This is a genomic window from Pseudomonas sp. 32_A, assembly GCF_017490905.1.
In the GTDB taxonomy this organism is placed as follows: Bacteria; Pseudomonadota; Gammaproteobacteria; order Pseudomonadales; family Pseudomonadaceae; genus Aquipseudomonas; species Aquipseudomonas inefficax.
Map to the genome: position 1 here is coordinate 1 of NZ_JAFGYI010000014.1, position 24,165 is coordinate 24,165.

The 24,165-nt window shown below is 63.9% G+C and carries 25 protein-coding genes; 19 read left to right on the forward strand and 6 right to left on the reverse strand.

Annotated elements, in window-relative coordinates; all coding sequences use genetic code 11:
* Positions 1-494 precede the first annotated feature (494 nt).
* Positions 495-1,025: an RNA polymerase factor sigma-70 gene (locus tag J5M58_RS10790; RefSeq protein ID WP_112253014.1), complete on the forward strand. Its 531-nt coding sequence runs from the start codon at positions 495-497 to the stop codon at positions 1,023-1,025.
* 134 nt (positions 1,026-1,159) lie between these two features.
* Here the strand turns inward: J5M58_RS10790 and J5M58_RS10795 are convergent, their stop codons facing one another.
* Positions 1,160-2,173, reverse strand: a complete 1,014-nt coding sequence (locus tag J5M58_RS10795; protein ID WP_112253015.1) for a GNAT family N-acetyltransferase — start codon at positions 2,171-2,173, stop codon at positions 1,160-1,162.
* Positions 2,174-2,236: 63 nt separating this feature from the next.
* Positions 2,237-3,037: an ABC transporter substrate-binding protein gene (locus J5M58_RS10800; protein ID WP_207878150.1), complete on the reverse strand. Its 801-nt coding sequence runs from the start codon at positions 3,035-3,037 to the stop codon at positions 2,237-2,239.
* Between the two features lie 172 nt (positions 3,038-3,209).
* Between J5M58_RS10800 and J5M58_RS10805 the strand changes: the two genes are divergently transcribed.
* Complete coding sequence (locus J5M58_RS10805) at positions 3,210-3,761, forward strand: exonuclease domain-containing protein (RefSeq protein WP_112253017.1); 552 nt, start codon at positions 3,210-3,212, stop codon at positions 3,759-3,761.
* A gap of 73 nt (positions 3,762-3,834) precedes the next feature.
* Positions 3,835-4,119, forward strand: coding sequence for a pyrimidine/purine nucleoside phosphorylase (locus J5M58_RS10810; protein ID WP_003259920.1), 285 nt, complete (start codon positions 3,835-3,837; stop codon positions 4,117-4,119).
* Positions 4,120-4,231: 112 nt separating this feature from the next.
* Here J5M58_RS10810 and J5M58_RS10815 read toward each other — a convergent pair whose 3' ends face one another.
* On the reverse strand, positions 4,232-4,924 hold the full coding sequence (locus J5M58_RS10815) for an alpha/beta family hydrolase (protein WP_112253018.1): 693 nt from the start codon (positions 4,922-4,924) through the stop codon (positions 4,232-4,234).
* A 50-nt stretch (positions 4,925-4,974) separates the two neighbouring features.
* Between J5M58_RS10815 and ccoN (J5M58_RS10820) the strand changes: the two genes are divergently transcribed.
* From ccoN (J5M58_RS10820) to J5M58_RS10895, 16 genes are all read left to right on the forward strand, one after another.
* Positions 4,975-6,399: a cytochrome-c oxidase, cbb3-type subunit I gene (gene ccoN, locus J5M58_RS10820; protein ID WP_207878121.1), complete on the forward strand. Its 1,425-nt coding sequence runs from the start codon at positions 4,975-4,977 to the stop codon at positions 6,397-6,399.
* 13 nt (positions 6,400-6,412) lie between these two features.
* Positions 6,413-7,021 (forward strand): cytochrome-c oxidase, cbb3-type subunit II, encoded by a 609-nt coding sequence (ccoO, locus tag J5M58_RS10825; RefSeq protein ID WP_112253019.1) that lies wholly within the window; start codon positions 6,413-6,415, stop codon positions 7,019-7,021.
* 5 nt (positions 7,022-7,026) lie between these two features.
* The gene (locus J5M58_RS10830) at positions 7,027-7,221 is read left to right on the forward strand and encodes a CcoQ/FixQ family Cbb3-type cytochrome c oxidase assembly chaperone (protein WP_087499892.1); all 195 of its coding nucleotides are present in this window, start codon (positions 7,027-7,029) and stop codon (positions 7,219-7,221) included.
* Complete coding sequence (gene ccoP / locus J5M58_RS10835; protein WP_112253020.1) at positions 7,218-8,159, forward strand: cytochrome-c oxidase, cbb3-type subunit III; 942 nt, start codon at positions 7,218-7,220, stop codon at positions 8,157-8,159. The genes J5M58_RS10830 and ccoP (J5M58_RS10835) overlap by 4 nt, the downstream gene beginning before the upstream one ends.
* Before the next feature lie 460 nt (positions 8,160-8,619).
* Positions 8,620-10,062 carry a cytochrome-c oxidase, cbb3-type subunit I gene (gene ccoN / locus J5M58_RS10840; RefSeq protein WP_114170175.1) on the forward strand — a complete coding sequence of 481 codons (1,443 nt, stop codon included), beginning with the start codon at positions 8,620-8,622 and terminating at the stop codon, positions 10,060-10,062.
* Entirely contained in the window at positions 10,062-10,670 is a 609-nt protein-coding gene (gene ccoO / locus J5M58_RS10845; RefSeq protein ID WP_112253022.1) for a cytochrome-c oxidase, cbb3-type subunit II, read from the forward strand. Before ccoN (J5M58_RS10840) ends, ccoO (J5M58_RS10845) begins: the two co-directional genes overlap by 1 nt.
* Positions 10,671-10,675: 5 nt before the next feature.
* Entirely contained in the window at positions 10,676-10,867 is a 192-nt protein-coding gene (locus tag J5M58_RS10850; RefSeq protein WP_003259925.1) for a CcoQ/FixQ family Cbb3-type cytochrome c oxidase assembly chaperone, read from the forward strand.
* Complete coding sequence (ccoP, locus tag J5M58_RS10855; RefSeq protein WP_112253023.1) at positions 10,864-11,841, forward strand: cytochrome-c oxidase, cbb3-type subunit III; 978 nt, start codon at positions 10,864-10,866, stop codon at positions 11,839-11,841. The genes J5M58_RS10850 and ccoP (J5M58_RS10855) overlap by 4 nt, the downstream gene beginning before the upstream one ends.
* Positions 11,842-12,161: 320 nt before the next feature.
* Positions 12,162-13,577 carry a cytochrome c oxidase accessory protein CcoG gene (ccoG, locus tag J5M58_RS10860; protein WP_112253024.1) on the forward strand — a complete coding sequence of 472 codons (1,416 nt, stop codon included), beginning with the start codon at positions 12,162-12,164 and terminating at the stop codon, positions 13,575-13,577.
* A gap of 15 nt (positions 13,578-13,592) precedes the next feature.
* Positions 13,593-14,117 carry a FixH family protein gene (locus J5M58_RS10865; RefSeq protein ID WP_075045875.1) on the forward strand — a complete coding sequence of 175 codons (525 nt, stop codon included), beginning with the start codon at positions 13,593-13,595 and terminating at the stop codon, positions 14,115-14,117.
* Positions 14,118-14,266: 149 nt separating this feature from the next.
* The gene (locus tag J5M58_RS10870; protein WP_207878122.1) at positions 14,267-16,741 is read left to right on the forward strand and encodes a heavy metal translocating P-type ATPase; all 2,475 of its coding nucleotides are present in this window, start codon (positions 14,267-14,269) and stop codon (positions 16,739-16,741) included.
* Complete coding sequence (gene ccoS / locus J5M58_RS10875; protein ID WP_207878123.1) at positions 16,720-16,935, forward strand: cbb3-type cytochrome oxidase assembly protein CcoS; 216 nt, start codon at positions 16,720-16,722, stop codon at positions 16,933-16,935. Before J5M58_RS10870 ends, ccoS begins: the two co-directional genes overlap by 22 nt.
* Entirely contained in the window at positions 16,928-17,611 is a 684-nt protein-coding gene (locus J5M58_RS10880; RefSeq protein ID WP_112253027.1) for a sulfite exporter TauE/SafE family protein, read from the forward strand. Before ccoS ends, J5M58_RS10880 begins: the two co-directional genes overlap by 8 nt.
* Before the next feature lie 157 nt (positions 17,612-17,768).
* Complete coding sequence (gene hemN, locus J5M58_RS10885) at positions 17,769-19,151, forward strand: oxygen-independent coproporphyrinogen III oxidase (protein ID WP_207878124.1); 1,383 nt, start codon at positions 17,769-17,771, stop codon at positions 19,149-19,151.
* Between the two features lie 184 nt (positions 19,152-19,335).
* Complete coding sequence (gene fnrA, locus J5M58_RS10890) at positions 19,336-20,070, forward strand: Crp/Fnr family transcriptional regulator FnrA (RefSeq protein WP_015271145.1); 735 nt, start codon at positions 19,336-19,338, stop codon at positions 20,068-20,070.
* A gap of 55 nt (positions 20,071-20,125) precedes the next feature.
* A complete protein-coding gene (locus tag J5M58_RS10895; RefSeq protein WP_054573138.1) occupies positions 20,126-20,674 on the forward strand; it encodes an adenine phosphoribosyltransferase in 549 nt (182 codons plus the stop codon).
* 141 nt (positions 20,675-20,815) lie between these two features.
* Here the strand turns inward: J5M58_RS10895 and recR are convergent, their stop codons facing one another.
* The 3 genes from recR to dnaX all read right to left on the reverse strand — a co-directional run bounded on the left by recR (position 20,816) and on the right by dnaX (position 24,079).
* Positions 20,816-21,418, reverse strand: coding sequence for a recombination mediator RecR (gene recR / locus J5M58_RS10900; protein ID WP_051101044.1), 603 nt, complete (start codon positions 21,416-21,418; stop codon positions 20,816-20,818).
* Between the two features lie 183 nt (positions 21,419-21,601).
* Positions 21,602-21,937 carry a YbaB/EbfC family nucleoid-associated protein gene (locus J5M58_RS10905; protein WP_003259671.1) on the reverse strand — a complete coding sequence of 112 codons (336 nt, stop codon included), beginning with the start codon at positions 21,935-21,937 and terminating at the stop codon, positions 21,602-21,604.
* A 63-nt stretch (positions 21,938-22,000) separates the two neighbouring features.
* Positions 22,001-24,079 (reverse strand): DNA polymerase III subunit gamma/tau, encoded by a 2,079-nt coding sequence (dnaX, locus tag J5M58_RS10910; protein ID WP_207878125.1) that lies wholly within the window; start codon positions 24,077-24,079, stop codon positions 22,001-22,003.
* Positions 24,080-24,165: the final 86 nt, after the last annotated feature.

Below are 24,165 nucleotides of genomic sequence, written 5' to 3' on the forward strand. Positions count from 1 at the left end.
GGGTTTTGGGTTGTGTGAAAGTTGGTGGGTTTATGCCTTGAGAGGTGTGGCGCCTGGCAGATCCAGCGCCGCCCGCGCGGCGCTTCGCGGGGCAAGCCCGCTCCCACATTTGTTGCAACGTGCCGAACCTGACAGGTCATGGTTGTCAGCCTTGTTGGGCTGGCTGGATTCCTGAGTTGGCATTGCTGCCGCCCCACTTGTCTCAAGCCTTGCACCAAGGCTGGCAACGCCTCTCCCACAGGCATGGCCACGTTGCAACAAATGTGGGAGCGGGCTTGCCCCGCGAAGCGCCGCGCGGGCGGCGCTCGATCTCCTAGGCGCTGAAAATGCCATGACCTACCCCCAGCCACCCCTGCGCCTTAGAACCGAAATCACATGAAACTAATTACATTTCGCATTTGACAATCATTATCATTCTGAATAGCTTGTCGCCCGTCGTAGGAAGCTTCCCAAATTTGGGTGCGTCCTTTCCTCTCTGTGACAAGGTGATTTCCATGGCGGAACAACTATCCACAAGTAAGTGCGATTCACCATTACTCCAGGCCTTCGTCGACAACCGCAGCATCCTGGTCAAGATCGCTGCCCGCATCACCGGCTGCCGGTCGCGCGCCGAAGATGTGGTGCAGGATGCCTTTTTCCGGCTCAGCGCCGCCCCGCAGATCACCTCGTCATTCAAGGCGCAGCTGAGCTACCTGTTCCAGATCGTGCGCAACCTGGCCATCGACCACTATCGCAAGCAGGCGATGGAGCTGAAGTACTCCGGCAGCGAGGAGGAAGGCATGAACGTGGTCGTGCAAAATGCCTCCCCCGAAGCCACCCACATCAACCTCGCCGCGCTGGATGACATTGCCGAGGCGCTGAACGAACTTCCCCAGCGCACCCGCTATGCCTTCGAGATGTACCGCCTGCATGGCGTGCCGCAGAAAGACATTGCCAAGGAGCTGGGCGTGTCGCCGACGCTGGTCAACTTCATGATCCGAGATGCGCTGGTGCATTGCCGCAAGACGGCCAGTCGGCAGGCCTGATCCTTCAAGGTGGCTGAGGGCGCGTGTGGGAGCGGGTTTACCCGCGAACACCGGCATAGCCGGTGCCATGCATCATGTCGCATTCTTCGCGGGTGAACCCGCTCCCACAAGGCCGCACAGCGGCCCCTTGGCCCTCAAGCCAGTTTGCAACGCTCGAAAAACCGCTCCCGCCCCAGGATCATCAACGCCGCCCGCTTGTGCGGGAAGTCGAACTCCTTGTCGCAGTGGAAGCACTGGTCGTGCATGTAGCCGATCATCTTGCCGTTGTCTGCACGCGGCTCGGCCACCACCCGCTGGGTGCGCGGGTCATCCAGGAACAGGTAGTGCACCAGCGCCGAAAGCCAGCTGGCCACCTTGTGCGGCCCGCGGTGGCTCTCCTCCCCTACCAGCATGTGGATGCCGCGGTCGTAGTCGTCGGCCGGATAGAACGGCGCAATGCGGTCTTCCTTGGCCCAGTACGCCTCGAAGTAGGCAAACGGCTGGTCATCGAAGCAGCCGATCAGCGTCAACGCATGCGGGTCGGCCTCGAGTTTGCCCAGGTATTCGCGGTGCTGCGCAAGGGTGCCAGCCTCTTGCCAGAACGCCGCTACCCGCGGGTTGTTCTGCCAGCGGTTGAAGCGTTCAAGGTCGTGCTCGATCTCCAAGGTACGCAGCGATACCCAACTGCCCAGACGCGTATCGAAGCGCCGGTACACCTCGCCACGAGGCTTGGGCACGCGGCGTGGGTGGCGTTTGCCGTCGCTGATCTGCATCTGCTGCGGGTATGCCACATCGGCCCGTTCGCCTAGCCACGGTTGTGGCAGTTGCCAGAACAGCGCCCGCTCGCACAGGTATTGTCCAGGCTGCTCACCAGCCAGCAGCAGGCCACTGGCCAATGCCTGAGGCAACGGCTCGGGCAGGTGCCAGGCCAGGCGCTGGCAGGCGGTGTTGCGGGCCAGTAACCAATAACAGGCGGCCCACAATGCCTGATAGGGGCGCTCGGGGCACAGCCGCTCGAGGTGAACATGCGGGGTAGCGCCCACCTCCAGGCGCAACTCGATCAGTGGGCGGCCTTCGAGGGACAGGCTCAGCCAGCTGTCACCCTCCTCGGCACTGAGGCTGCGCCAGCGTGGCGCGGACTGGGGCTGCGAAGCGGCATCGAACGGCATGGGCTTGACTCACGGCAATGATGAAAAGGCTCACTGCTGAAAACGTTGCCGCACTACGGGAATTTAGTCGTGGGGGGCGGCCACCGTGATGCGGTAGGGCTCGAAGATGCGCGCCAGCTCGCCGCTTTCGCGCAGGGCGCGCAGCAGTGCCGCGAACGACTGCTCGCCGATGGGTGCCCCCGGGCGCAGCAAGGCATAGTGGTGATAGACCTGGTCGATGCGCTGCGAGGGCACCAATTGCTCCCGGGTAGCCGGGTTGCGCGCCAGGAAATCGCTGAGGTAGGAGCGTGTGACCAAGGCGATGTCGGCGCGGCCGGCCTGCACCATCAGCAAGTTGCTGTCGTGGGAATAGGTCAGGGTCGCGTTGAATGTCTTGCGCAGGTAGTCCGGGTCGGAGTTGAAGCCGGCGAACGCATAGTGGTAGCCGTTGAACAGCGCCAGGCGCTTGCCGTGCAGGTCGTCGAAGTAACTCGGGTCACGGCCATTGGCCTGGCGGGCGACGAACACCTCGGCATCTTCCAGGCCCATGTCCACGCTCTGGTGGGCGATCTGCTGCCAGCCCCACGCCGGGTTCTCGAAAATGGCCATGTCGGTGCGGCCTTGCTGAAGGTCACCAAAACGCCGCTGGATGGAGGTGGGCACCACGACGAAGCGGTAGCGCTGCTGCGCGCGGTTGAGCGCTTCGACCAGCTGCGGCAACAGGCCGCTGTCGGCACCCTGCTCGGGGCGTACCGTGTACGGCGGGAAATGCGCCGCACCAATCCTCACCTCGACGGCATCGGCAGCCCATGCCGGCGCCGCCAGCCAGAACACGGCCAGCAGCATCAGTGGAGAGAGGGCCTTGAGGCCGGGCGCTGGAGTCAAGACGGACACTCATCACGGTTCATGCCTGGGTCCGCCTAAGCTAGGCGTTTTCCGTTCCGGGCACAACTGCCGGTTGGTGGCACTTTGCGCCAAAGCTGCGGGCAAATTGCCAGGGGGTGCCGGATGCCCTGAGTTTGGCTACGCTCTAGCAGGATCTGCAAGGGAGCCTGGTATGGGCCATTGGTTGGTGATCGACCTGGAAGCCACCACCGACGATGGTGGGTGGCCGGTCACAGAGATGGAAGTCATTGAAATCGGCGCAAGCCTGGTTACCCGCGAAGGCCGCGAGGTCGACCACTTCCAGCGCTTCGTGAAGCCTCGGCGGCGGCCGCAGTTGACACCGTTCTGTCGTGAGCTGACCCATATCAGCCAGGCCAGCGTGGACAGTGCCGCGTCGTTCCGCGAAGTATGGGCAAGCTTCGAGCATTGGCTCGGGCACCACCGTGGGCAGCTTCAGGCCTGGGTCAGCTGGGGCGACTACGACCGCCAGCAATTGCACCAGGAGTGGCAGCAGCATGGGCTGGACAGCCTGCTGCGGACCCTGCCGCACATCAACCTCAAGCAACGCTTCGCCAAGGCCCGCCACCTGCAGCGCCCTGCTGGGCTCAATGGTGCACTGCAGTTGGCTGGCATGCACTTTTGCGGGCAGCAGCATCGGGCCCTGGAAGATGCGCGCAATACCGCGCGGCTGCTGCCGTTGAGCCTGCCGGCGGACGCTACCTGAAAGCAGATGACGAGGCCCGTGGGCTTGGGCATACTGGCCAGCCCTTTTTCATCTCCCCTTTCAGGAGTCGCCCATGTTCCAGGTCAACGAGTACTTCAACGGCACCGTCAAGTCGATCGCATTCGCGGGCGAAGAAGGCCCGGCCACTGTCGGTGTGATGGCCCCGGGCGAATACGAGTTTGGCACTGCCAAGCGCGAGATCATGCACGTGGTTTCGGGTGCGCTGACCGTGAAGCTGCCAGGTAGCGACAACTGGGAAACTTTCAAGGCAGGCGACAAGTTCAACGTGCCGGCTGACAGCAAGTTCCAGCTGCAGGTGAAGGTGGATACCGCTTACCTGTGCGAGTACCGCGACTAAGCAATAGCCTGTTCCGGCCTCTTCGCGGGTAAACCCGCTCCCACAGGTACTGCACAGCTTTCAGACCTGTTGTGAACCTGTGGGAGCGGGTTCACCCGCGAAGAATCCAGCACTATCGCGACAGGAATGCCGCAACCTTTTCGGCCGCCGCCTGCAAATGCTGCTCATGGCTGAACCCCGAGGCCTTCAGCGGCTTCAGGTCATGATCCCCCGCCACCAGCCAGCTCACCTCGATCGCCGGCGATAACGCATACCCTGCCACCGCCTCGCGGTTACCCAGCGCATCGCGCTCGCCCTGCACGATCAACGTCGGCGTCTGTAACTCCGCCAGGTGCTCGACTCGTGGCTTCTCCGGTTTGCCCACCGCATAGAACGGATAGCCCAGGCACACCAGTGCATCCGCCCCCAACTCGTCGGCCAGCAGGCTGGCCATGCGGCCGCCCATGGACTTGCCTCCCACCGCCAGCTTGCCCGCGACCAAAGGTCGCACCTGCCGGTACACCTCGCGCCAGCATTCCAGCAACACCTTCTGCGGGTTTGGCGGCCGCTTGCCGCCGGAAACCCTGCGCTCGGCCATGTACGGGAACTCGAAGCGCACTACCCCTACCCCAAGCGCCGCAAGCCTTTGCGCCATTTCGTCCATGAAGCCGCTGTCCATCGGCGCGCCTGCGCCGTGGGCCAGGATCAGGCACCCCCTGTAGCCGCCATTGCCCCGAACGTGCGGGGGATCGCAGCGCAAGCCTGGGACATTTCCGACCTTCGCCCATTGATCCCCGTCAATACCGGCACTTTGCCCATTAATCATGCTTGCCTCGCTGTAAAGCCTGCCAAATAACCGTGGATGGGAACCCATACATGAACACAACCAGCAGTACCGCCTATAACTACAAGGTGGTCCGCCAATTCGCCATCATGACGGTGGTGTGGGGAATCGTCGGGATGGGGCTCGGCGTCTTCATCGCCGCCCAGCTCGCCTGGCCTTCCCTCAACTTCGACCTCCCCTGGACCAGCTTCGGCCGCCTGCGTCCCCTGCATACCAATGCGGTGATCTTCGCCTTCGGCGGCTGTGCGCTGTTCGCCACCTCCTATTATTCGGTGCAACGCACCTGCCAGACCACCCTGTTCGCACCGGGCCTGGCCGCGTTCACCTTCTGGGGCTGGCAACTGGTGATCCTGCTGGCGGCCATCAGCCTGCCGCTGGGCTACACCAGCTCCAAGGAATACGCCGAACTGGAATGGCCGATCGACATCCTGATCACCATCGTCTGGGTGAGCTACGCCATCGTGTTCTTCGGCACGCTGATGAAGCGCAACACCAAGCACATCTACGTCGGTAACTGGTTCTTCGGCGGGTTCATCCTCACCGTGGCGATGCTGCACATCGTCAACAACCTGGAACTGCCAGTCAGCATGACCAAGTCGTACTCGATCTACGCCGGCGCTACCGACGCCATGGTGCAGTGGTGGTACGGGCACAACGCGGTGGGCTTCTTCCTGACCGCGGGCTTCCTTGGGATGATGTACTACTACGTGCCCAAGCAGGCCGAACGCCCGGTGTATTCCTATCGCCTGTCGATCGTGCACTTCTGGGCGCTGATCACCCTGTACATCTGGGCCGGCCCACACCACCTGCACTACACCGCCCTGCCCGATTGGGCGCAGTCGCTGGGCATGGTGATGTCGCTGATCCTGCTGGCACCAAGCTGGGGCGGCATGATCAACGGCATGATGACCCTGTCCGGCGCCTGGCACAAACTGCGCAGCGACCCGATCCTGCGCTTCCTCGTGGTGTCGCTGGCGTTCTACGGCATGTCCACCTTCGAAGGCCCGATGATGGCCATCAAGACGGTCAACGCCCTGTCCCACTACACCGACTGGACCATCGGCCACGTGCACGCCGGCGCCCTCGGCTGGGTGGCGATGATCTCGATCGGTGCGCTGTACCACACCATCCCGAAAGTGTTCGGCAAGGAGCGCATGTACAGCATCGGCCTGATCAACGCGCACTTCTGGCTGGCTACCATCGGTACGGTGCTGTACATCGCCTCGATGTGGGTCAACGGCATCGCCCAGGGCCTGATGTGGCGCGCGGTCAACAGCGACGGCACGCTCACCTACTCGTTCGTGGAAACCCTGGTGGCCAGCCACCCAGGCTTCATCGTGCGCTTCGTCGGCGGTGCGATCTTCCTCAGCGGCATGTTCCTGATGGCCTGGAACACCTGGCGCACCGTGCGTTCGCCGGCGCTCGATGTCGCCCCTGCGAACGCCCAGCTGGCTTGAGGAGACCTGCCTGATGAAACATGAAGTCATCGAGAAAAACGTCGGCCTGCTGGCCCTGCTGATGGTGTTTGCCGTCAGTATCGGCGGCCTGACCCAGATCGTCCCGCTGTTCTTCCAGGACGTCACCAACAAGCCGGTGGAAGGCATGAAGCCTTACACCGCGCTGCAGCTGGAAGGCCGCGACATCTACATCCGCGAAGGCTGCGTGGGCTGCCACTCGCAGATGATCCGCCCGTTCCGCGCCGAAACCGAGCGCTATGGCCACTACTCGGTGGCTGGTGAAAGCGTGTGGGACCACCCGTTCCTGTGGGGCTCCAAGCGCACCGGGCCAGACCTGGCCCGGGTCGGCGGCCGCTACTCGGACGACTGGCACCGTGCACACCTGTACAACCCGCGCAACGTGGTGCCGGAATCGAAGATGCCGTCGTACCCATGGCTGGTCGCCCAGCAGGTCGACAACAGCCATACCGACACCAAGATGCGCACCTTGCGCACCCTCGGTGTGCCGTACAGCGACGACGACATCGCCGGAGCCCGCGACGCGGTCAAGGGCAAGACCGAGATGGACGCCCTGGTCGCCTACCTGCAGGTGCTCGGCACCGCGATCAAGAACAAGAGGTGAATGCGATGGGAATGGACATCGGCATGATCCGCGGCCTGGGTACCCTGGTGGTGATGATCGCCTTCATCGGCCTCACCCTGTGGGTATTCAACCGCCGCCGCGACCATGATTTCGCCGAAGCGCGCCTGCTGCCCTTCGTCGACGACCGCCTGCCGTCTGCCGGACAGGAACCTGCTGCAAAAAGGAGTAACGGGCAATGACCACCTTCTGGAGTACGTACATCTGCGTACTGACCATTGGTAGCCTGGTTGGCCTGACCTGGCTGCTGCTCGCCACCCGCAAGGGCCAGAGCAACAACACCACCGACCAGACCATGGGCCACAGCTTCGACGGCATCGAGGAATACGACAACCCGCTGCCCAAGTGGTGGTTCTGGCTGTTCGTCGGCACCCTGGTGTTCTCGGTCGGCTACCTGATCCTCTACCCGGGCCTGGGCAACTGGAAGGGCATCTTGCCGGGCTATGAAAATGGCTGGACCGGCGCCAACGAATGGCAGAAGGAAATGGACAAGGCCGACGCAAAATTCGGCCCGATCTTCGCAAAGTATGCTGCCATGCCCGTGGAAGAAGTGGCCAAGGACCCGCAGGCGCTGAAGATGGGCAGCCGCCTGTTCGCCTCCAACTGCTCGGTGTGCCACGGCTCGGATGCCAAGGGTGCCTTTGGCTTCCCAAACCTCACCGACAAGGACTGGCGCTGGGGTGGTGAAGCGGAAACCATCAAGGCTTCGATCCTGAACGGCCGCCATGGCGTGATGCCGGCCTGGGCTGAGGTGATTGGCGAGCAGGGCGTGGCCGATGTGGCTGCGTTCGTGCTGACCAGCATGGACGGCCGCAGCCTGCCGGAAGGCGCCAAGGCCGACCCGGCCAAGGGCAAGGAGATCTTCGCCGGCAACTGCGTGGCCTGCCACGGGCCTGAAGGCAAGGGCACTCCGGCCATGGGCGCGCCAGACCTGACCCATCCGCAGGCGTTCATCTACGGGTCGAGCTTTGCCCAGCTGCAGCAGACCATTCGCTATGGTCGCCAGGGTCAGATGCCGGCGCAGGCGGAGATCCAGGGCAACGACAAGGTGCACCTGCTGGCGGCATATGTGTATAGCCTGTCGCAGGATGGTGCTGCTGAAACCGTGACTGCCAAGTAATACCGCCAAGGGGCCGCTTTGCGGCCCTATCGCGACACAAGGCCGCTCCTACAAGGGACCGCGTACTCCCTGTAGGAGCGGCCTTGTGTCGCGACGGGCTGCAAAGCAGCCCCATTCCCACCTTGCCCCCGCTCTACCCTCCCTTGCACCCCCTCCGAACACAACTAAGCTTGTTGCCTCAGTGGGCCTCGCTCCGAAAGGACCGAAGCAGACACGGCGCGTAGCCTGTCGCCGTCCCGATAAAAAGCTTGACCGATCGATCAGAAAAAGGCGAAAAACGGTACACATTACAAATATTTATTTGTGTACAATCGTCCAGACCCGATCGCTGCGGGACATCAGTGAACGGGCTCGGGCACGGGTCGGCGTACCAAAGTTGCGTTGCAGTAACCCTGATGGTTATCAATACTGGCGCCGATTTTTCGACCAACAAGAACATCAAAACCGTGGAACCTTAGCAATGAGCACAGCAATCAGTCCGACTGCTTATAACTATAAGGTCGTCCGCCAGTTCGCCATCATGACGGTGGTCTGGGGGATCCTTGGCATGGGCCTCGGCGTCTTCATCGCCTCGCAGCTGGTATGGCCGCAACTGAACCTGGACCTGCCCTGGACCAGCTTCGGCCGCCTGCGCCCGCTGCACACCAACCTGGTGATCTTCGCCTTCGGGGGCTGTGCGCTGTTTGGCACCAGCTACTACGTGGTGCAGCGCACCTGCCAGACCCGGCTGATATCAGACAGCATGGCCGCCTTCACCTTCTGGGGTTGGCAGGCGGTGATCGTCGGGGCGCTGATCACCCTGCCGATGGGCTACACCACCACCAAGGAATACGCCGAGCTCGAGTGGCCGCTGGCGATCCTGCTGGCCATCGTCTGGGTCACCTACGGGCTGGTGTTCTTCGGCACCATCGTCAAGCGCAAGACCAAGCACATCTATGTCGGCAACTGGTTCTACGGCGCCTTCATCGTGGTTACCGCGATGCTGCACATCGTCAACCACATCTCGCTGCCGGTAAGCCTGTTCAAGTCGTACTCGGCCTACTCCGGCGCTACCGATGCGATGATCCAGTGGTGGTACGGCCACAACGCCGTGGGCTTCTTCCTCACCACCGGCTTCCTGGGGATGATGTACTACTTCGTACCCAAGCAGGCCGAACGCCCGATCTACTCGTATCGCCTGTCGATCGTGCACTTCTGGGCGCTGATCACTCTGTACATCTGGGCCGGCCCGCACCACCTGCACTACACCGCGCTGCCTGACTGGGCACAGTCGCTGGGCATGGTGATGTCGATCATCCTGCTGGCACCAAGCTGGGGCGGCATGATCAACGGCATGATGACCCTGTCCGGTGCCTGGCACAAACTGCGCACCGACCCGATCCTGCGCTTCCTGGTGGTGTCGCTGGCGTTCTACGGCATGTCCACCTTCGAAGGCCCGATGATGGCCATCAAGACCGTGAACTCGCTGTCGCACTACACCGACTGGACCATCGGCCACGTTCACGCCGGCGCCCTCGGCTGGGTAGCGATGATCTCGATCGGCGCCGTGTACCACATGATCCCGCGCCTGTATGGCCGCGAGCAGATGCACAGCGTCGGCCTGATCAACGCGCACTTCTGGCTGGCCACCATCGGTACCGTGCTGTACATCGCCTCGATGTGGGTAAACGGCATCACCCAGGGCCTGATGTGGCGCGCCATCAACGATGACGGCACCCTCACCTACTCCTTCGTCGAAGCCCTGCAAGCCAGCCACCCTGGCTATATCGTCCGCGCCCTGGGCGGTGCGTTCTTCGCCAGCGGCATGCTGCTGATGGCCTACAACGTGTTCCGCACCGTACGTGCCGCCAACCCGGCACAGGCAGAGGAAGCCGCCAAGATCGTCGTCGTGGGAGCGCACTGATGAAGCATGAAGCCGTCGAGAAGAACATAGGCCTGCTGGCCTTCTTCATGGTCATCGCCGTGAGCGTCGGTGGCCTGACCCAGATCGTCCCGCTGTTTTTCCAGGACGTCACCAACAAGCCCGTGGAAGGCATGAAGCCGCGCACCGCGCTGGAACTTGAGGGCCGCGATATCTACATCCGCGAAGGCTGCGTGGGCTGCCACTCGCAGATGATCCGCCCGTTCCGTGCCGAAACCGAGCGCTATGGCCACTACTCGGTGGCCGGTGAAAGCGTGTGGGACCACCCGTTCCTGTGGGGCTCCAAGCGTACCGGGCCGGACCTGGCCCGGGTCGGTGGCCGCTACTCCGATGACTGGCACCGTGCGCACCTGTACAACCCGCGCAACGTGGTACCGGAATCGAAGATGCCGTCCTACCCGTGGCTGGTCGAGCACAAGCTCGATGGCAAGGACACCGCGAAGAAGATGGAAGTGCTGCGCACCCTCGGTGTGCCGTACACCGACGCCGACATCGCCGGGGCCAGCGACGCGGTCAAGGGCAAGACCGAAATGGACGCCATCGTCGCGTACCTCCAGGGTCTTGGCACCATCATCAAGAGCAAACGGTGACGCTGATGGATATCGGGATGATTCGCGGCCTGGGCACCGTCGTGGTGATGGTGGCATTCGTGGGCCTGGCGCTGTGGGTGTTCAACCCACGGCGCAAGAAGGACTTCGACGAAGCGACCCAACTGCCCTTCGCGGATGACCCCGAAGCCAGCCGGCACGTCGAGCAAGCAAAAGCTTCTGGGAGCAAAAAACAATGACAACCTTCTGGAGTCTGTACGTTACCGTCCTGACCCTGGGCACCATCTTCTCGTTGACCTGGCTGCTGCTGTCGACCCGCAAGGGCCAGCGCGAAGAGGTCACCGACGAAACCGTCGGGCATGCCTTCGATGGCATCGAGGAATACGACAACCCGCTGCCGAAATGGTGGTTCTGGCTGTTCGTCGGCACCATCGTCTTCGCCCTCGGCTACCTGGTGCTGTACCCAGGCCTGGGCAACTGGAAAGGCGTCCTGCCGGGCTACTCGTACCTGGATAACGACAAGCAGACCGAGTTCTCCAACGGCCAGCCAGGCTGGACCGGCGTGCATGAGTGGGAAAAGGAAATGGCCAAGGCCGACGCCCGCTTCGGGCCGATCTTCGCCAAGTTCGCCGCCATGCCAATCGAAGAAGTGGCCAAGGACCCGCAGGCACTGAAGATGGGCGCGCGGCTGTTTGCCTCGAACTGCTCGGTTTGCCACGGCTCCGACGCCAAGGGCGCCTTCGGCTTCCCCAACCTCACCGACAACGACTGGCGCTGGGGCGGCGAGCCGGACACCATCAAGACCACCATCATGGGCGGCCGCCACGGCGTGATGCCGGCCTGGGCCGAGGTGATCGGTGACCAGGGCGTGGCCGATGTGGCCGCGTTCGTGGTCAGCAAGCTCGATGGCCGTACGCTGCCAGAGGGCGTGAAGGCCGATGCCGAGAACGGGCAGAAGATCTTCGCCGCCAACTGCGTGGCCTGTCACGGGCCTGAGGGCAAGGGTACGCCGGCAATGGGCGCACCGAACCTGACCCACCCGCAGGCGTTCATCTACGGTTCAAGCTTTGCCCAGTTGCAGCAGACCATCCGCTACGGTCGCCAGGGACAGATGCCGGCCCAGGAGCAGCTGCAAGGTAATGACAAGGTGCACTTGCTGGCTGCGTATGTGTACAGCCTGTCGCAGCAGGCTGAGCCGGCCAAGGCCGAGTAAGCAGGCCCGGCCTCTTCGCGGGTAAACCCGCTCCCACAGGTACTGCGCTTGCCTCAGGACCTGTGCGATCCCTGTGGGAGCGGGTTCACCCGCGAAGAGGCCAGCAAAGACACAGCATTTCTCTCAGGGAAATGACCTGGATCAATTGACACCCGCCATAACACGATTCATACCACGAACCCAACGCGACTAAAGGTCGCAGTGCAGCCCCATACTGCCATCAGCGGCGTATCATGGGCCGCAGAGCGCTAGCAGATTGCGCGAGACTGCGGCCGGCACGCACTGGCTGCGGCGTTTCTCCACTGCCGTGGGACTTGATGATGAGCAAGCAAATTCCGGTACATGACGTCACCCCGCCTGCCAACAAAGGGAAGGATTCCGTCGACCTCTACGCCTCCCGGGAAAAGATCTACACCCGTGCCTTCACCGGCCTGTTCCGACGCCTGCGCATGGTCGGCGGGGCTGTGCTGTTCCTGCTGTACTTCGGCACCGTGTGGTTGAACTGGGGCGGCCACCAGGCCGTGTGGTGGAACCTGCCCGAGCGCAAGTTCTACATCTTCGGCGCCACCATCTGGCCGCAAGACTTCATCCTGCTTTCAGGCATCCTCATCGTGGCCGCCTTCGGTCTGTTCTTCATCACCGTGTTCGCCGGCCGCGTGTGGTGCGGCTACACCTGCCCGCAAAGCGTGTGGACATGGATTTTCATGTGGTGCGAAAAGGTCACCGAGGGCGACCGCAACCAGCGCATGAAGCTCGACAAAGCCCCCATGAGCGGCAACAAGTTCCTGCGCAAGTTCGCCAAGCACAGCCTGTGGCTGCTGATCGGTTTCGTCACCGGCATGACCTTCGTCGGCTATTTCTCGCCGATCCGTGAACTGGCCACCGAATTCTTCACAGGCCAGGCCGACGGCTGGGCCTACTTCTGGGTCGGCTTCTTCACCCTCGCCACCTACGGCAACGCCGGCTGGCTGCGCGAGCAGGTATGTGTGTACATGTGCCCCTACGCGCGCTTCCAGAGCGTGATGTTCGACAAGGACACGCTGATCGTTTCCTACGACCCGCGCCGTGGCGAAACCCGCGGCCCGCGTAAAAAGGACCTGGACTACAAGGCCGCGGGCCTGGGTGACTGCATCGACTGCACCATGTGCGTGCAGGTCTGCCCCACCGGCATCGACATCCGTGACGGCCTGCAGATCGAGTGCATCGGCTGCGCCGCGTGCATCGACGCCTGTGACAACATCATGGACAAGATGAACTACCCCAGGGGGCTGATCAGCTACACCACCGAGCACAACCTTTCCGGGCAGAAGACCCACCTGCTGCGCCCGCGCCTGATCGGCTATGCCGTGGTACTGCTGGTGATGATCGTCGGCCTGGCCACCGCCTTCGCCACCCGTTCGCTGGTCGGTTTCGACGTGAGCAAGGACCGCGTGCTGTACCGCGAGAACGCCCAGGGCCGGATCGAGAACGTGTACAGCCTGAAGGTGATGAACAAGGACCAGCGTGACCACGTCTACGTGCTGGACGCCACCGGCCTGCCGGACCTGAAGCTTGAAGGCCAGCGCGAGATCCGCGTGGACGCTGGTGATATCGTCAGCCTGCCGGTGCAGCTGTCGATCGCGCCCGAGAAACTGCCGTCGACCACCAACGAAATCACCTTCATCCTCAAGAGCGCCGATGACAGCGACGCCCAGGTTGAAGCCAAGAGCCGCTTCATCGGCCCACAGATCCGCTAAGAGAGATAACCCACAATGCCTGCCACCGCCGCCAGCCCCTGGTACAAGCACCTCTGGCCCTGGATCATCATCGGCATCCTCGCCACCTCGGTGTGCCTGAGCCTGACCATGGTCAGCATCGCCGTGCACAACCCGGACAACCTGGTGAACGACAACTACTACGAGGCAGGCAAGGGCATCAACCGCTCGCTGGACCGGGAACTGCTGGCACAGACGCTGGGCCTGAAGGCCGGCGTGCACCTGGACGAGCTGACCGGCGAAGTGGACGTGCGCCTGGCCGGCAACAGCGACCCGCAGAGCCTGGAGCTGAACCTGATATCGCCAACCCAGCCGGAGAAAGACCGCAAGGTGCTGCTGAGCCGGGTCGAGGCTGGGCGCTATGTGGGGCAGCTGGAAGACAAGGTTGACGGGCGTCGCTTCGTCGAGCTGCTGGGCAGCGAAGGTGGCCAGGTTTGGCGCTTGTTCGAGGAAGAGAAAGTGGAGCATGGTGTGACCTTGCAGCTGGGTGATGAAGCCTTGCAAGGTGCCGAGCACCAATAAACGCACCTCCGCCGCGCCCTGTGGGAGCGGGTTCACCCGCGAATGCGTCAGATCAGGCGATGATGTTTTCAGGTCTGACGCATTCGCGGGTAAACCCGCTCCCACAGGTGCCTTGCCCAGCCGGCCGATATGTTTAAGGCAACGATGTGATGACCCAACCCACCCCCTGCTACCACTGCGCCCTGCCCGTCCCCGCCGGCAGCCGCTTCACCGCCGTGGTTCTCGGCCAGCCCCGGCAGTTCTGCTGCCCCGGCTGCCAGGCGGTGGCCGAATCGATCGTTGCCGGTGGCCTGGAGCACTACTACCAGCACCGCAGCGACAACAGCGCCAACCCCGAGGCCCTGCCCAAGCAGCTCCAGGACGAACTGGCCCTCTACGACCGCAGCGACGTACAGCAAACCTTCGTTCGCCATGCTGGCGACCTGGCCGAAACCACCCTGCTGGTCGAAGGTATCAGCTGCGCCGCCTGCGGCTGGCTGATCGAAAAGCACCTGCGCAACCTGCCCGGCGTCGCCGAGGCGCGCCTGAACCTGTCCAACCACCGCCTGCTGCTGAACTGGCATGTCAAGCAACTGCCGCTCTCGCGCCTGCTCGCCGAGCTGCGCCAGATCGGCTACGCCGCACACCCCTATCAGCCCGACCAGGCCGCCGAGCAACTGGCCCGCGAGAACCGCAGCGCCCTGCGCCGCCTGGGCGTGGCCGGGCTGCTGTGGTTCCAGGCAATGATGGCAACCATGGCCACCTGGCCGGAATTCAACATCGACCTGTCGCCCGAGCTGCACACCATCCTGCGCTGGGTGGCGCTGTTCCTGACCATCCCCATCGTGTTCTACAGCTGCGCTCCGTTCTTCAAGGGCGCGGCACGCGACCTGCGTACCCGCCACCTGACCATGGACGTTTCGGTGTCACTGGCCATTGGCCTGGCCTTCGGCGCCGGCATCTGGACCGCTATCACCGGCAGCGGCGAGCTGTATTTCGACACCGTGGGCATGTTCGCGCTGTTCCTGCTCACTGGCCGTTACCTGGAGCGCCGCGCCCGCGAACGCACCGCTGCGGCCACTGCGCAGCTGGTGAACCTGCTGCCGGCCTCGTGCCTGCGCCTGGATGCTATCGGCCGCAGCGAACGCATCCTGCTCAGCGAGCTGCAGCGCGGTGACACGGTACAGGTGCTGCCAGGCTCGGTAATTCCTGCCGACGGGCGCATCGTCGAAGGCCGCTCCAGCGTCGATGAGTCTTTACTGACCGGTGAATACCTGCCGCAGCCGCGGCAGGTCGGCGAGCGGGTCACCGGCGGTACCCTGAACGTTGAAAGCACCCTGAACGTGGCAGTCGAAGCCCTCGGCCACGACTCGCGGCTGTCGGCCATCGTCCGCCTGCTGGAGCGCGCCCAGACCGAAAAACCACGCCTGGCCGAAATCGCCGACCGGGCCTCGCAGTGGTTCCTGCTGTTCTCGCTGCTGGCCGCCGCGGCCATCGGCCTGTGGTGGTGGTACCTGGACCCGGCGCGGGCGTTCTGGATCGTGCTGGCCATGCTGGTAGCGACCTGCCCTTGCGCGCTGTCCCTGGCCACACCGACGGCGCTGACCGCGGCCACCGGCACCTTGCACAAGCTCGGCCTGCTGGTGACCCGTGGCCATGTACTGGAAGGCCTGAACCAGATCGACACGGTGATTTTCGACAAGACCGGCACGCTGACCGAAGGCCGCCTGACCTTGCGCAGCATTCGCCCGCTCGGCAGCCTGCCCGCCGAGCGCTGCCTGGCCCTGGCTGCAGCGCTGGAGAACCGCTCCGAACACCCCATCGCCCGTGCCTTCGGCCGCACCGCCACGCCTGCTGACGATGTGCAGACCATACCGGGCCTGGGCCTGGAAGGGCTGGTCGAAGGCCAGCGTCTGCGTATTGGCCAGGCGACCTTCGTCTGCGCCCTGAGCGGCGCGGAAATCCCCGGCGTCCCAGAGCCGCGCGGCCAGTGGCTGCTGCTGGGCGACCGCCAAGGCCCGCTGGCCTGGTTCGGCCTTGACGACCGCCTGCGCGACGATGCCCCAGCCCTGCTGGCGGCCTGCAAGGCCAGGGGCTGGCGCACGCTGTTGCTATCTGGCGACAGCTCGCCGATGGTTGCTGAAGTAGCTGCGCAGTTGGGCATCGATCAGGCCATCGGTGGCCTGCGCCCGGACGACAAACTGGACCGGCTGAAGGCGCTGCAGGCCGCCGGGCGCAAGGTGCTGATGCTGGGTGACGGAGTCAACGACGTGCCGGTTCTGGCCGCCGCCGACATCAGCATCGCCATGGGCAGCGCCACCGACCTGGCCAAGACCAGCGCCGACGCCGTGCTGCTGTCCAACCGCCTGCAGGCGCTGGTACAGGCCTTCGAGCTGGCCCGCCGGACCCGCCGCAACATCGTCGAGAACCTGCTGTGGGCGACCCTGTATAATGGCCTGATGTTGCCGTTCGCCGCGCTTGGCTGGATCACTCCGGTCTGGGCGGCCATCGGCATGTCGGTCAGTTCACTGATCGTGGTACTCAACGCCCTGCGCCTGACCCGCCTGCCCCTGGCATCGGGCTTGCCAGCGAACGAAGCGCCCTTGCCCGCGAGGAAGTCGCCATGCCCGCCCTCTATGTCATGATCCCCGCGGCCCTGCTGTTGGTCGGCGTGGCCGTGTACATCTTCTTCTGGGCGGTGGACAGCGGCCAGTACGACGACCTGGAAAGCCCTGCCCACAGCATCCTGTTCGACGACCAGGACCCGCGCCACCAGGCGGCGGTGAAGCCTGACGACAACCAGGCCGAGACCGACAAGGAAGCCCCGCCCCGTGCCTGACCTGCTGCCCCTGCTGGGCTCGGCGTTGATCCTCGGCCTGCTCGGCGGTGGCCACTGCCTGGGCATGTGCGGCGGCCTGATGGGTGCGCTGACCCTTGCCATACCGCCCGAACAACGTGGCCGGCGCTTGCGCCTGCTGCTGGCCTACAACCTTGGGCGCATTCTCAGTTATGCCTGTGCCGGCCTGCTGCTGGGCCTGGCCGGCTGGGCCGTGGCCAGCAGCCCGGCGGCCCTGGGGCTGCGCGTGGTGGCGGCGCTGCTGTTGATCGCCATGGGGTTGTACCTGGCCGGCTGGTGGAGCGGGCTGACCCGCATCGAGGCGCTGGGCCGGGGGCTGTGGCGGCATATCCAGCCGGTGGCATCCCGCTTGCTGCCAGTGTCCAGCCTGCCCCGGGCGTTGTTGCTGGGGGCCTTGTGGGGGTGGTTGCCATGCGGGCTGGTGTACAGCACCTTGCTGTGGGCGGCCAGCCAGGGCAATGCCGGGTACAGCGCGGCGCTGATGCTGGCGTTCGGTGTGGGAACCTGGCCAGTGCTGCTGGCTACCGGCTTGGCTGCGGAACGGGTAAACATTTTGTTGAAACGGCGCAGTGTGCGAGTGGCTGGCGGGGTGCTGGTGATGCTGTTTGGTATCTGGACGCTGCCTGGGCCGCATCAGCATTGGTTGATGGGGCATTGATTGGGGGCCGCCGTGCGGCCCTTCGCGGGCATGCCCGCTCCCACAGGGCCCTGCGAACGGCTGATAGCAGCCCCAATGCCCTTGATACAAATCAACACAGATTCCTACAGACGGCCATAGACTCCGGGCACTGCTGCTCTTTCCGGGGACCGCCCTCATGCTCGACGACCTACGTTGGGATACCGACCTGATCCGCCGCTACGATCTCGCCGGGCCACGCTACACCTCCTACCCGACCGCCGTGCAACTGCACAGCGAAGTGGGCTCGTTCGACCTGCTCCACGCCCTGCGCGAGAGCCGTCGGGCCGCGCGCCCGCTGTCGCTGTACGTACACGTGCCGTTCTGCGCCAACATCTGCTACTACTGCGCCTGCAACAAGGTCATTACCAAGGACCGCGCCCGCGCGGCGCCCTACCTGCAGCGCCTGGAGCAGGAAATCCAGCTGATCGCCTGTCACCTCGACCCTAAACAGCGTGTTGAACAGCTACATTTTGGCGGCGGCACACCAACCTTCCTCAGCCATGTGGAACTGCGCCAGCTGATGGCCACCCTGCGTCAGCACTTCCACCTGCTGGATGACGACTCCGGCGACTATGGCATCGAGATCGACCCGCGCGAAGCGGACTGGTCGACCATGGGCCTGCTCCGCGAGCTGGGCTTCAACCGCGTCAGCCTGGGCGTGCAGGACCTCGACCCGGCCGTGCAGCGCGCGGTCAACCGCCTGCAGAGCCTGGAGCAGACGCGCACCCTGATCGAAGCCGCGCGCACCCTGCAGTTCCGCTCGATCAACCTCGACCTGATCTACGGCCTGCCCAGGCAGACCCCGGAAGGCTTTGCCCGCACCGTCGAAGAAGTGATCCGCCTGCAACCCGACCGCCTGTCGGTGTTCAACTACGCCCACCTGCCCGAGCGCTTCATGCCGCAACGGCGCATCGACAGCAACGACCTGCCCAGCGCGGCCGCCAAGCTGGAGATGCTGCACGCCACTATCGACCAGCTGACCGCAGCCGGCTACCGCTACATCGGCATGGACCACTTCGCCCTGCCCGACGACGAGCTGGCCATCGCCCAGGAAGAAGGCACCCTGCAGCGCAACTTCCAGGGCTACACCACCCATGGGCACTGCGACCTGATCGGCCTGGGCGTGTCGGCCATCAGCCAGATCGGCGACCTGTACTGCCAGAACAGCAGCGACCTCAACACCTATCAGGACAGCCTGTCCAACGCCCAGCTGGCCACCCAGCGCGGCTTGCTGTGCAACCACGACGACCGCATCCGCCGGGCGGTGATCCAGCAGCTGATCTGCCATTTCGAGCTGGATTTCGAGCCGATCGAACAGGCCTTCACCATCGATTTCCGCGGTTACTTCAACGACCTCTGGCCAGAACTGCTGACCTTGCAGCGCGACGGCCTGATCCGCCTGGATGACAAAGGCATCCGCATCCTGCCTGCCGGCCGCCTGCTGGCGCGCTCGGTGTGCATGGTGTTCGACGCCTACCTGGCGATGCACAACCGCCAGCGCTTTTCGCGGGTGATCTGAAACCGAGTCGTTCAACCGCATGGACAAGTTTCCTTGCCAGGCACACTATGGGCACAGCGAAGGCCCTGGCGCACACCCGCCAGGGCCTGGCCCGCTCGCACCACAACAGCGCACGCTGGCCTACAACCTACGCCGTGAGTTACCCTTACGTCTTATGTGTGCTTTCCCACAAGGATCGATGAAAATGTCCGAGCCAGTCAAACTGCGCCCACACAACCAGGCCCATTGCAAGGACTGCAGCCTGGCCCCCCTGTGCCTGCCCCTGTCGCTCAACCTGGAAGACATGGATGCACTGGATGAAATCGTCAAGCGTGGGCGACCGCTGAAAAAAGGCGAGTTCCTGTTCCGCCAAGGTGACAATTTCGGCTCGGTCTACGCAGTACGTTCCGGCGCCCTGAAAACCTTCAGCCTCAGCGACAGCGGCGAAGAGCAGATCACCGGCTTCCACCTGCCCAGCGAACTGGTCGGCCTGTCGGGCATGGACACCGAGGCCTACCCGGTGTCGGCCCAGGCCCAGGAAACCACTTCGGTGTGTGAAATCCCGTTTGAGCGCCTCGACGAACTGTCGGTGCAGCTGCCGCAGCTACGCCGCCAGCTGATGCGGGTAATGAGCCGGGAAATCCGCGACGACCAGCAAATGATGCTGCTGCTGTCGAAAAAGACCGCCGACGAACGTATTGCCACCTTCCTGGTCAACCTGTCGGCTCGCTTCCGCGCCCGCGGCTATTCGGCCAACCAGTTCCGCCTGAGCATGTCGCGCAACGAAATCGGCAACTACCTGGGCCTGGCGGTGGAAACCGTATCGCGGGTGTTCACCCGCTTCCAGCAAAATGGCCTTATTCGTGCCGAAGGCAAGGAAGTGCACATTCTCGACCCGATCCAGCTGTGCGCGCTGGCCGGTGGCGCAATGGAGGCCTGAGGCCGGCGTTTAGCGGGTATACTTGGGCATTCGTTTTCCCAGGATACCCGCAACAATGCACAGCGACGCCTTCGACCTCAAAGCCCTGATCCGCCCGGTAGTGGACTTCCCCAAACCGGGCGTGATCTTCCGCGATATCACCCCGCTGTTCCAGTCGCCGCGCGGGCTGCGCTATGTGGCCGACCAGTTCATCGAGCGCTATGTCGAAGCCGAGTTCAGCCATATCGGCGCCATGGACGCGCGGGGCTTTCTGATCGGCTCGATCATCGCCCACCAGCTGAACAAGCCACTGATCCTGTTCCGCAAGCAGGGCAAGCTGCCGGCTGACGTGCTGAGCGAGGGTTATCAGACCGAGTATGGCGAAGCCTTCCTGGAGGTGCATGCCGACAGCCTGTGCGAAGGGGATTCGGTGTTGATCTTCGATGATCTGATTGCTACTGGCGGTACGCTGCTGGCAGCGGCCAACCTGGTGCGCCGGACCGGGGCGCAGGTGTTCGAGGCGGCGGCGATCATTGATTTGCCGGAGCTGGAGGGGTCGCGCCGGTTGCAGGCGGCTGGGGTGCCTACCTTCTGCCTGACCGAGTTTTCTCTTAGCGAATACTGAGTTGGGTTTTGGGGCTGCTCTGCAGCCCATCGCGACACAAGGCCGCTCCTACAGGGACCGCGCCGCATTCAAGTCTGCGCGGTCCCTGTAGGAGCGGCCTTGTGTCGCGATGGGCCGCAAAGCGGCCCCAACAGTTCTCAATCAGAGCGAAATCGGCCGCCGCCCGGCAAAGGCATGCGCCAAGGTCCCACCATCCACCAGCTCCAACTCGCCACCCAGCGGCACGCCATGGGCAATCCGCGACGCCACCAGGCCCTTCTCGCTCAGCAACTGGGCAATGTAATGCGCCGTCGCCTCCCCTTCCACCGTCGGGTTGGTCGCCAGGATCACCTCGGTGAAGGTGCCCTGCTCCTCGATCCGCGCCATCAGCTGCGGAATCCCGATCGCCTCCGGCCCCAGCCCGTCCAGCGGTGACAAGTGGCCCTTGAGCACGAAGTAGCGGCCACGGTAACCGGTCTGCTCCACTGCATACACATCGGTCGGCCCTTCGACCACGCACAATTGGGTATCGTCACGGCGCGGGTCGGCACATTGCGGGCACAACTCCTGCTCGGTCAGGGTGCGGCACTGACGGCAATGCCCAACCCCTTCCATGGCCTGGGTCAAGGCCTGGGCCAGGCGCAGGCCGCCACTGCGGTCACGCTCGAGCAGTTGCAGGGCCATGCGCTGGGCGGTTTTCTGGCCGACACCTGGCAGGATGCGCAGGCCATCGATCAGTTGGCGGATGAGGGGGCTGAAACTCATGTGGAAGGCCTGACAATTCAATAAGAGGCGGTTTATACCCAGCGGGGGCGGCGGCGTCAAATCAGCCTCCAGCCCTGCGCGGTCTGTTTTTCCCACAATAAAAGCAAACCGCGTCGACCGCGAGAGCGCATAAAAAAACCGCCGCTGTCGTCAGCGGCGGTTTTTTCAGTAACGCAAATGCCTTTAGAACGGCATCTTGAAGCCCGGCGGCAGCTGCATGCCGGCGGTCATGCTGCCCATCTTGTCCTGGCTGTTCTGCTCGACCTTGCGCACGGCGTCGTTCAGTGCAGCGGCGATCAGGTCTTCCAGCACTTCCTTGTCGTCTTCATCAGTCGACATCAGGCTCTGGTCGATGCTGACACGCTTGACGTCGTGACGACCGGTCATCACCACGCTCACCAGGCCACCACCGGACTGGCCGGTGACTTCGGCGTTGGCCAGCTCTTCCTGCATCTTCTGCATCTTTTCCTGCATTTGCTGGGCCTGCTTCATCAGGCCGGCCATGCCACCTTTCATCATGGGGAATACCTCGATTGGGTCATGTGATGCGGCCCGGCACCGGGCCGGCCGCATGGTTATCCGTTACTGGCCCTGGTTAACCAGGGCTTCTACAGGCTCAATAGTATCCTGCCGCACCTTGGCGCCGAACAACTTGATCATCTGCTGGATCAACGGATCCTGCTCGATCGAGGTGACTGCGTCCTGCTGGCGCTCGGCGCGTTTGCGCGCCGCCGCCTGCGCCGGGGTTTCCTGCTCGGGCAGGATCAGCTCGATGCGCAGGTTCAGCGTGCGCCCCAGGTGCTGGTTGAGCGCGTCGTTCAGGCGCCGCTGCTGGGTGGCGTTGAACAGCGCCCCCTGGCCAGGGTCCAGGTGCAGCAGCCAGTCGTCGCCATCAGCGGCAATCAACGTGCAGTTTGCCGCGATGTTGCCTGTCATCCCGGACACAGGCAACTGTGGGAATAATTCCAGCCATTGCAAGGCCAGGCCGGTGGCCGGCTTGGCTGCCGGCAGCGGTTCGGCTGCCGGCTTGGGTGCTTCTTCCTGCACATGTTCGGCCAGTTCGTCCAGGTAGCTGAAGCCGACCGGGTCGCTTTCGCCGCCGTAATAGTCTTCGTCCAGTGGCGGCTCATCGTCGCGGTCCATGCCCACGGCGGCATAGGCGGACGGGTCGAAGGGCGGCTCGTCGTCATGTGCCGGGGCGGCAGCTGCCGGCGTGGGCGCAGCGGGCGGTGCAGGAGCCGGTGCAGGCTCGGCCACTACCGGTGCCGCCGCTGGCGCGGGCTCTTCCCATGGCAGGTCAACCACCTCTGCCACCGGTTCTGGTTCTGGTTCTGGCTCAGGTTCACTGACCGGGGCAGGCTCAGCTGCCAACACAGGTTCGACAACCGGCTGCGGCGCTGGCTCGACCGGCGCGAGCGCCTGCACTTGTTGCGTGGCAACCGGTGCAACAGGCTCCACGACAGCAGCGGCCGGCGGCGCCACGGCAACCGCCGGCGCTGCCACCTGTGTTGCAGGATCAGCTGTGGCCTGGCTGATCCCCACTGGCTTTAGTATCGGCTTCGGCGCGTCGTCGGTGTCGGCGGGGCGGAACGCCAGCATGCGCAGCAGGACCATTTCAAAACCGCCGCGCGGGTCTGGCGCAAGTGGCAGGTCACGGCGGCCGATCAGGCCCATCTGGTAATAGAACTGCACGTCCTCGGCTGGCAATGCCGAGGCCAGCGCCAGCACCCGCTCACGGTCGCCCTGGCCGTTGTCCACCGCTTCCGGCAGCGCCTGGGCAATGGCCACGCGGTGCAGCACATTGAGCATTTCGGCCAGCACGCCAGCCCAGTCCGGCCCCTGCTCGGCCAGGTCGCGAACGGCCTCCAGCAAGGCCCGGGCATCGCCTTCGAGCAGCGCCTGCAGCACACCATAAACCTGGCCATGATCGAGGCTGCCGAGCATGGCCCGCACATCGGCGGCCAGTACCTTGCCTTCGCCGAAAGCGATGGCCTGGTCGGTCAGGCTCATGGCGTCGCGCATCGAACCATCGGCGGCACGGCCCAGCAGCCACAGGGCATCCGGCTCGAACGGCACGTTCTCGGCAGCCAGCACATGGCTGAGGTGCTCGACCACCCGCTCCGGGCTCATGTTCTTCAGCGAGAACTGCAGGCAGCGCGACAGGATGGTGGCCGGCAGTTTCTGCGGGTCGGTGGTGGCGAGGATGAACTTGACGTAGGGCGGCGGCTCTTCCAGCGTCTTGAGCAAGGCGTTGAACGAGTGGGTCGAGAGCATGTGCACTTCGTCGATCAGGTAGACCTTGAAGCGCCCACGGCTCGGGGCGTACTGCACGTTATCGAGCAGTTCGCGGGTGTCCTCGACCTTGGTGCGGCTGGCGGCGTCGATCTCGATCAGGTCGACGAAACGGCCTTCGTCGATCTCCCGGCACACCGAACAGGTGCCACAGGGCGTGGAGGTGATACCGGTTTCGCAGTTCAGGCACTTGGCGATGATACGGGCGATGGTGGTCTTGCCCACACCCCGCGTACCGGTGAACAGGTAGGCATGGTGCAGGCGCTGGTTGTCCAAGGCATTGATCAAGGCCTTGAGCACATGGGTCTGGCCGACCATTTCGCGGAACGAGCGCGGACGCCATTTACGTGCAAGAACCTGATAACTCATCGAAAAACCATCGTAGCCTGATCGAGCGGAAGATCGCTAATGCTAGCGGAGCGGGGGCAAAATTGCACCCTGCGCAAGTCGTCTAA

Coding starts and splice junctions, on each gene's coding strand:
- J5M58_RS10830 (WP_087499892.1), top strand. CDS start 7,027: ATGGGAATGGACATCGGCATGATCCGCGGCCTGGGTACCCTGGTGGTG.
- ccoS (WP_207878123.1), top strand. CDS start 16,720: ATGCCCGCCCTCTATGTCATGATCCCCGCGGCCCTGCTGTTGGTCGGC.
- fnrA (WP_015271145.1), top strand. CDS start 19,336: ATGTCCGAGCCAGTCAAACTGCGCCCACACAACCAGGCCCATTGCAAG.
- J5M58_RS10905 (WP_003259671.1), bottom strand. CDS start 21,937: ATGATGAAAGGTGGCATGGCCGGCCTGATGAAGCAGGCCCAGCAAATG.
- hemN (WP_207878124.1), top strand. CDS start 17,769: ATGCTCGACGACCTACGTTGGGATACCGACCTGATCCGCCGCTACGAT.
- ccoP (WP_112253023.1), top strand. CDS start 10,864: ATGACAACCTTCTGGAGTCTGTACGTTACCGTCCTGACCCTGGGCACC.
- J5M58_RS10895 (WP_054573138.1), top strand. CDS start 20,126: ATGCACAGCGACGCCTTCGACCTCAAAGCCCTGATCCGCCCGGTAGTG.
- ccoO (WP_112253019.1), top strand. CDS start 6,413: ATGAAACATGAAGTCATCGAGAAAAACGTCGGCCTGCTGGCCCTGCTG.
- J5M58_RS10790 (WP_112253014.1), top strand. CDS start 495: ATGGCGGAACAACTATCCACAAGTAAGTGCGATTCACCATTACTCCAG.
- J5M58_RS10815 (WP_112253018.1), bottom strand. CDS start 4,924: ATGATTAATGGGCAAAGTGCCGGTATTGACGGGGATCAATGGGCGAAG.
- ccoN (WP_207878121.1), top strand. CDS start 4,975: ATGAACACAACCAGCAGTACCGCCTATAACTACAAGGTGGTCCGCCAA.
- ccoO (WP_112253022.1), top strand. CDS start 10,062: ATGAAGCATGAAGCCGTCGAGAAGAACATAGGCCTGCTGGCCTTCTTC.
- J5M58_RS10870 (WP_207878122.1), top strand. CDS start 14,267: ATGACCCAACCCACCCCCTGCTACCACTGCGCCCTGCCCGTCCCCGCC.
- J5M58_RS10865 (WP_075045875.1), top strand. CDS start 13,593: ATGCCTGCCACCGCCGCCAGCCCCTGGTACAAGCACCTCTGGCCCTGG.
- ccoN (WP_114170175.1), top strand. CDS start 8,620: ATGAGCACAGCAATCAGTCCGACTGCTTATAACTATAAGGTCGTCCGC.
- J5M58_RS10850 (WP_003259925.1), top strand. CDS start 10,676: ATGGATATCGGGATGATTCGCGGCCTGGGCACCGTCGTGGTGATGGTG.
- J5M58_RS10805 (WP_112253017.1), top strand. CDS start 3,210: ATGGGCCATTGGTTGGTGATCGACCTGGAAGCCACCACCGACGATGGT.
- ccoP (WP_112253020.1), top strand. CDS start 7,218: ATGACCACCTTCTGGAGTACGTACATCTGCGTACTGACCATTGGTAGC.
- ccoG (WP_112253024.1), top strand. CDS start 12,162: ATGAGCAAGCAAATTCCGGTACATGACGTCACCCCGCCTGCCAACAAA.
- J5M58_RS10810 (WP_003259920.1), top strand. CDS start 3,835: ATGTTCCAGGTCAACGAGTACTTCAACGGCACCGTCAAGTCGATCGCA.
- recR (WP_051101044.1), bottom strand. CDS start 21,418: ATGAGTTTCAGCCCCCTCATCCGCCAACTGATCGATGGCCTGCGCATC.
- dnaX (WP_207878125.1), bottom strand. CDS start 24,079: ATGAGTTATCAGGTTCTTGCACGTAAATGGCGTCCGCGCTCGTTCCGC.
- J5M58_RS10795 (WP_112253015.1), bottom strand. CDS start 2,173: ATGCCGTTCGATGCCGCTTCGCAGCCCCAGTCCGCGCCACGCTGGCGC.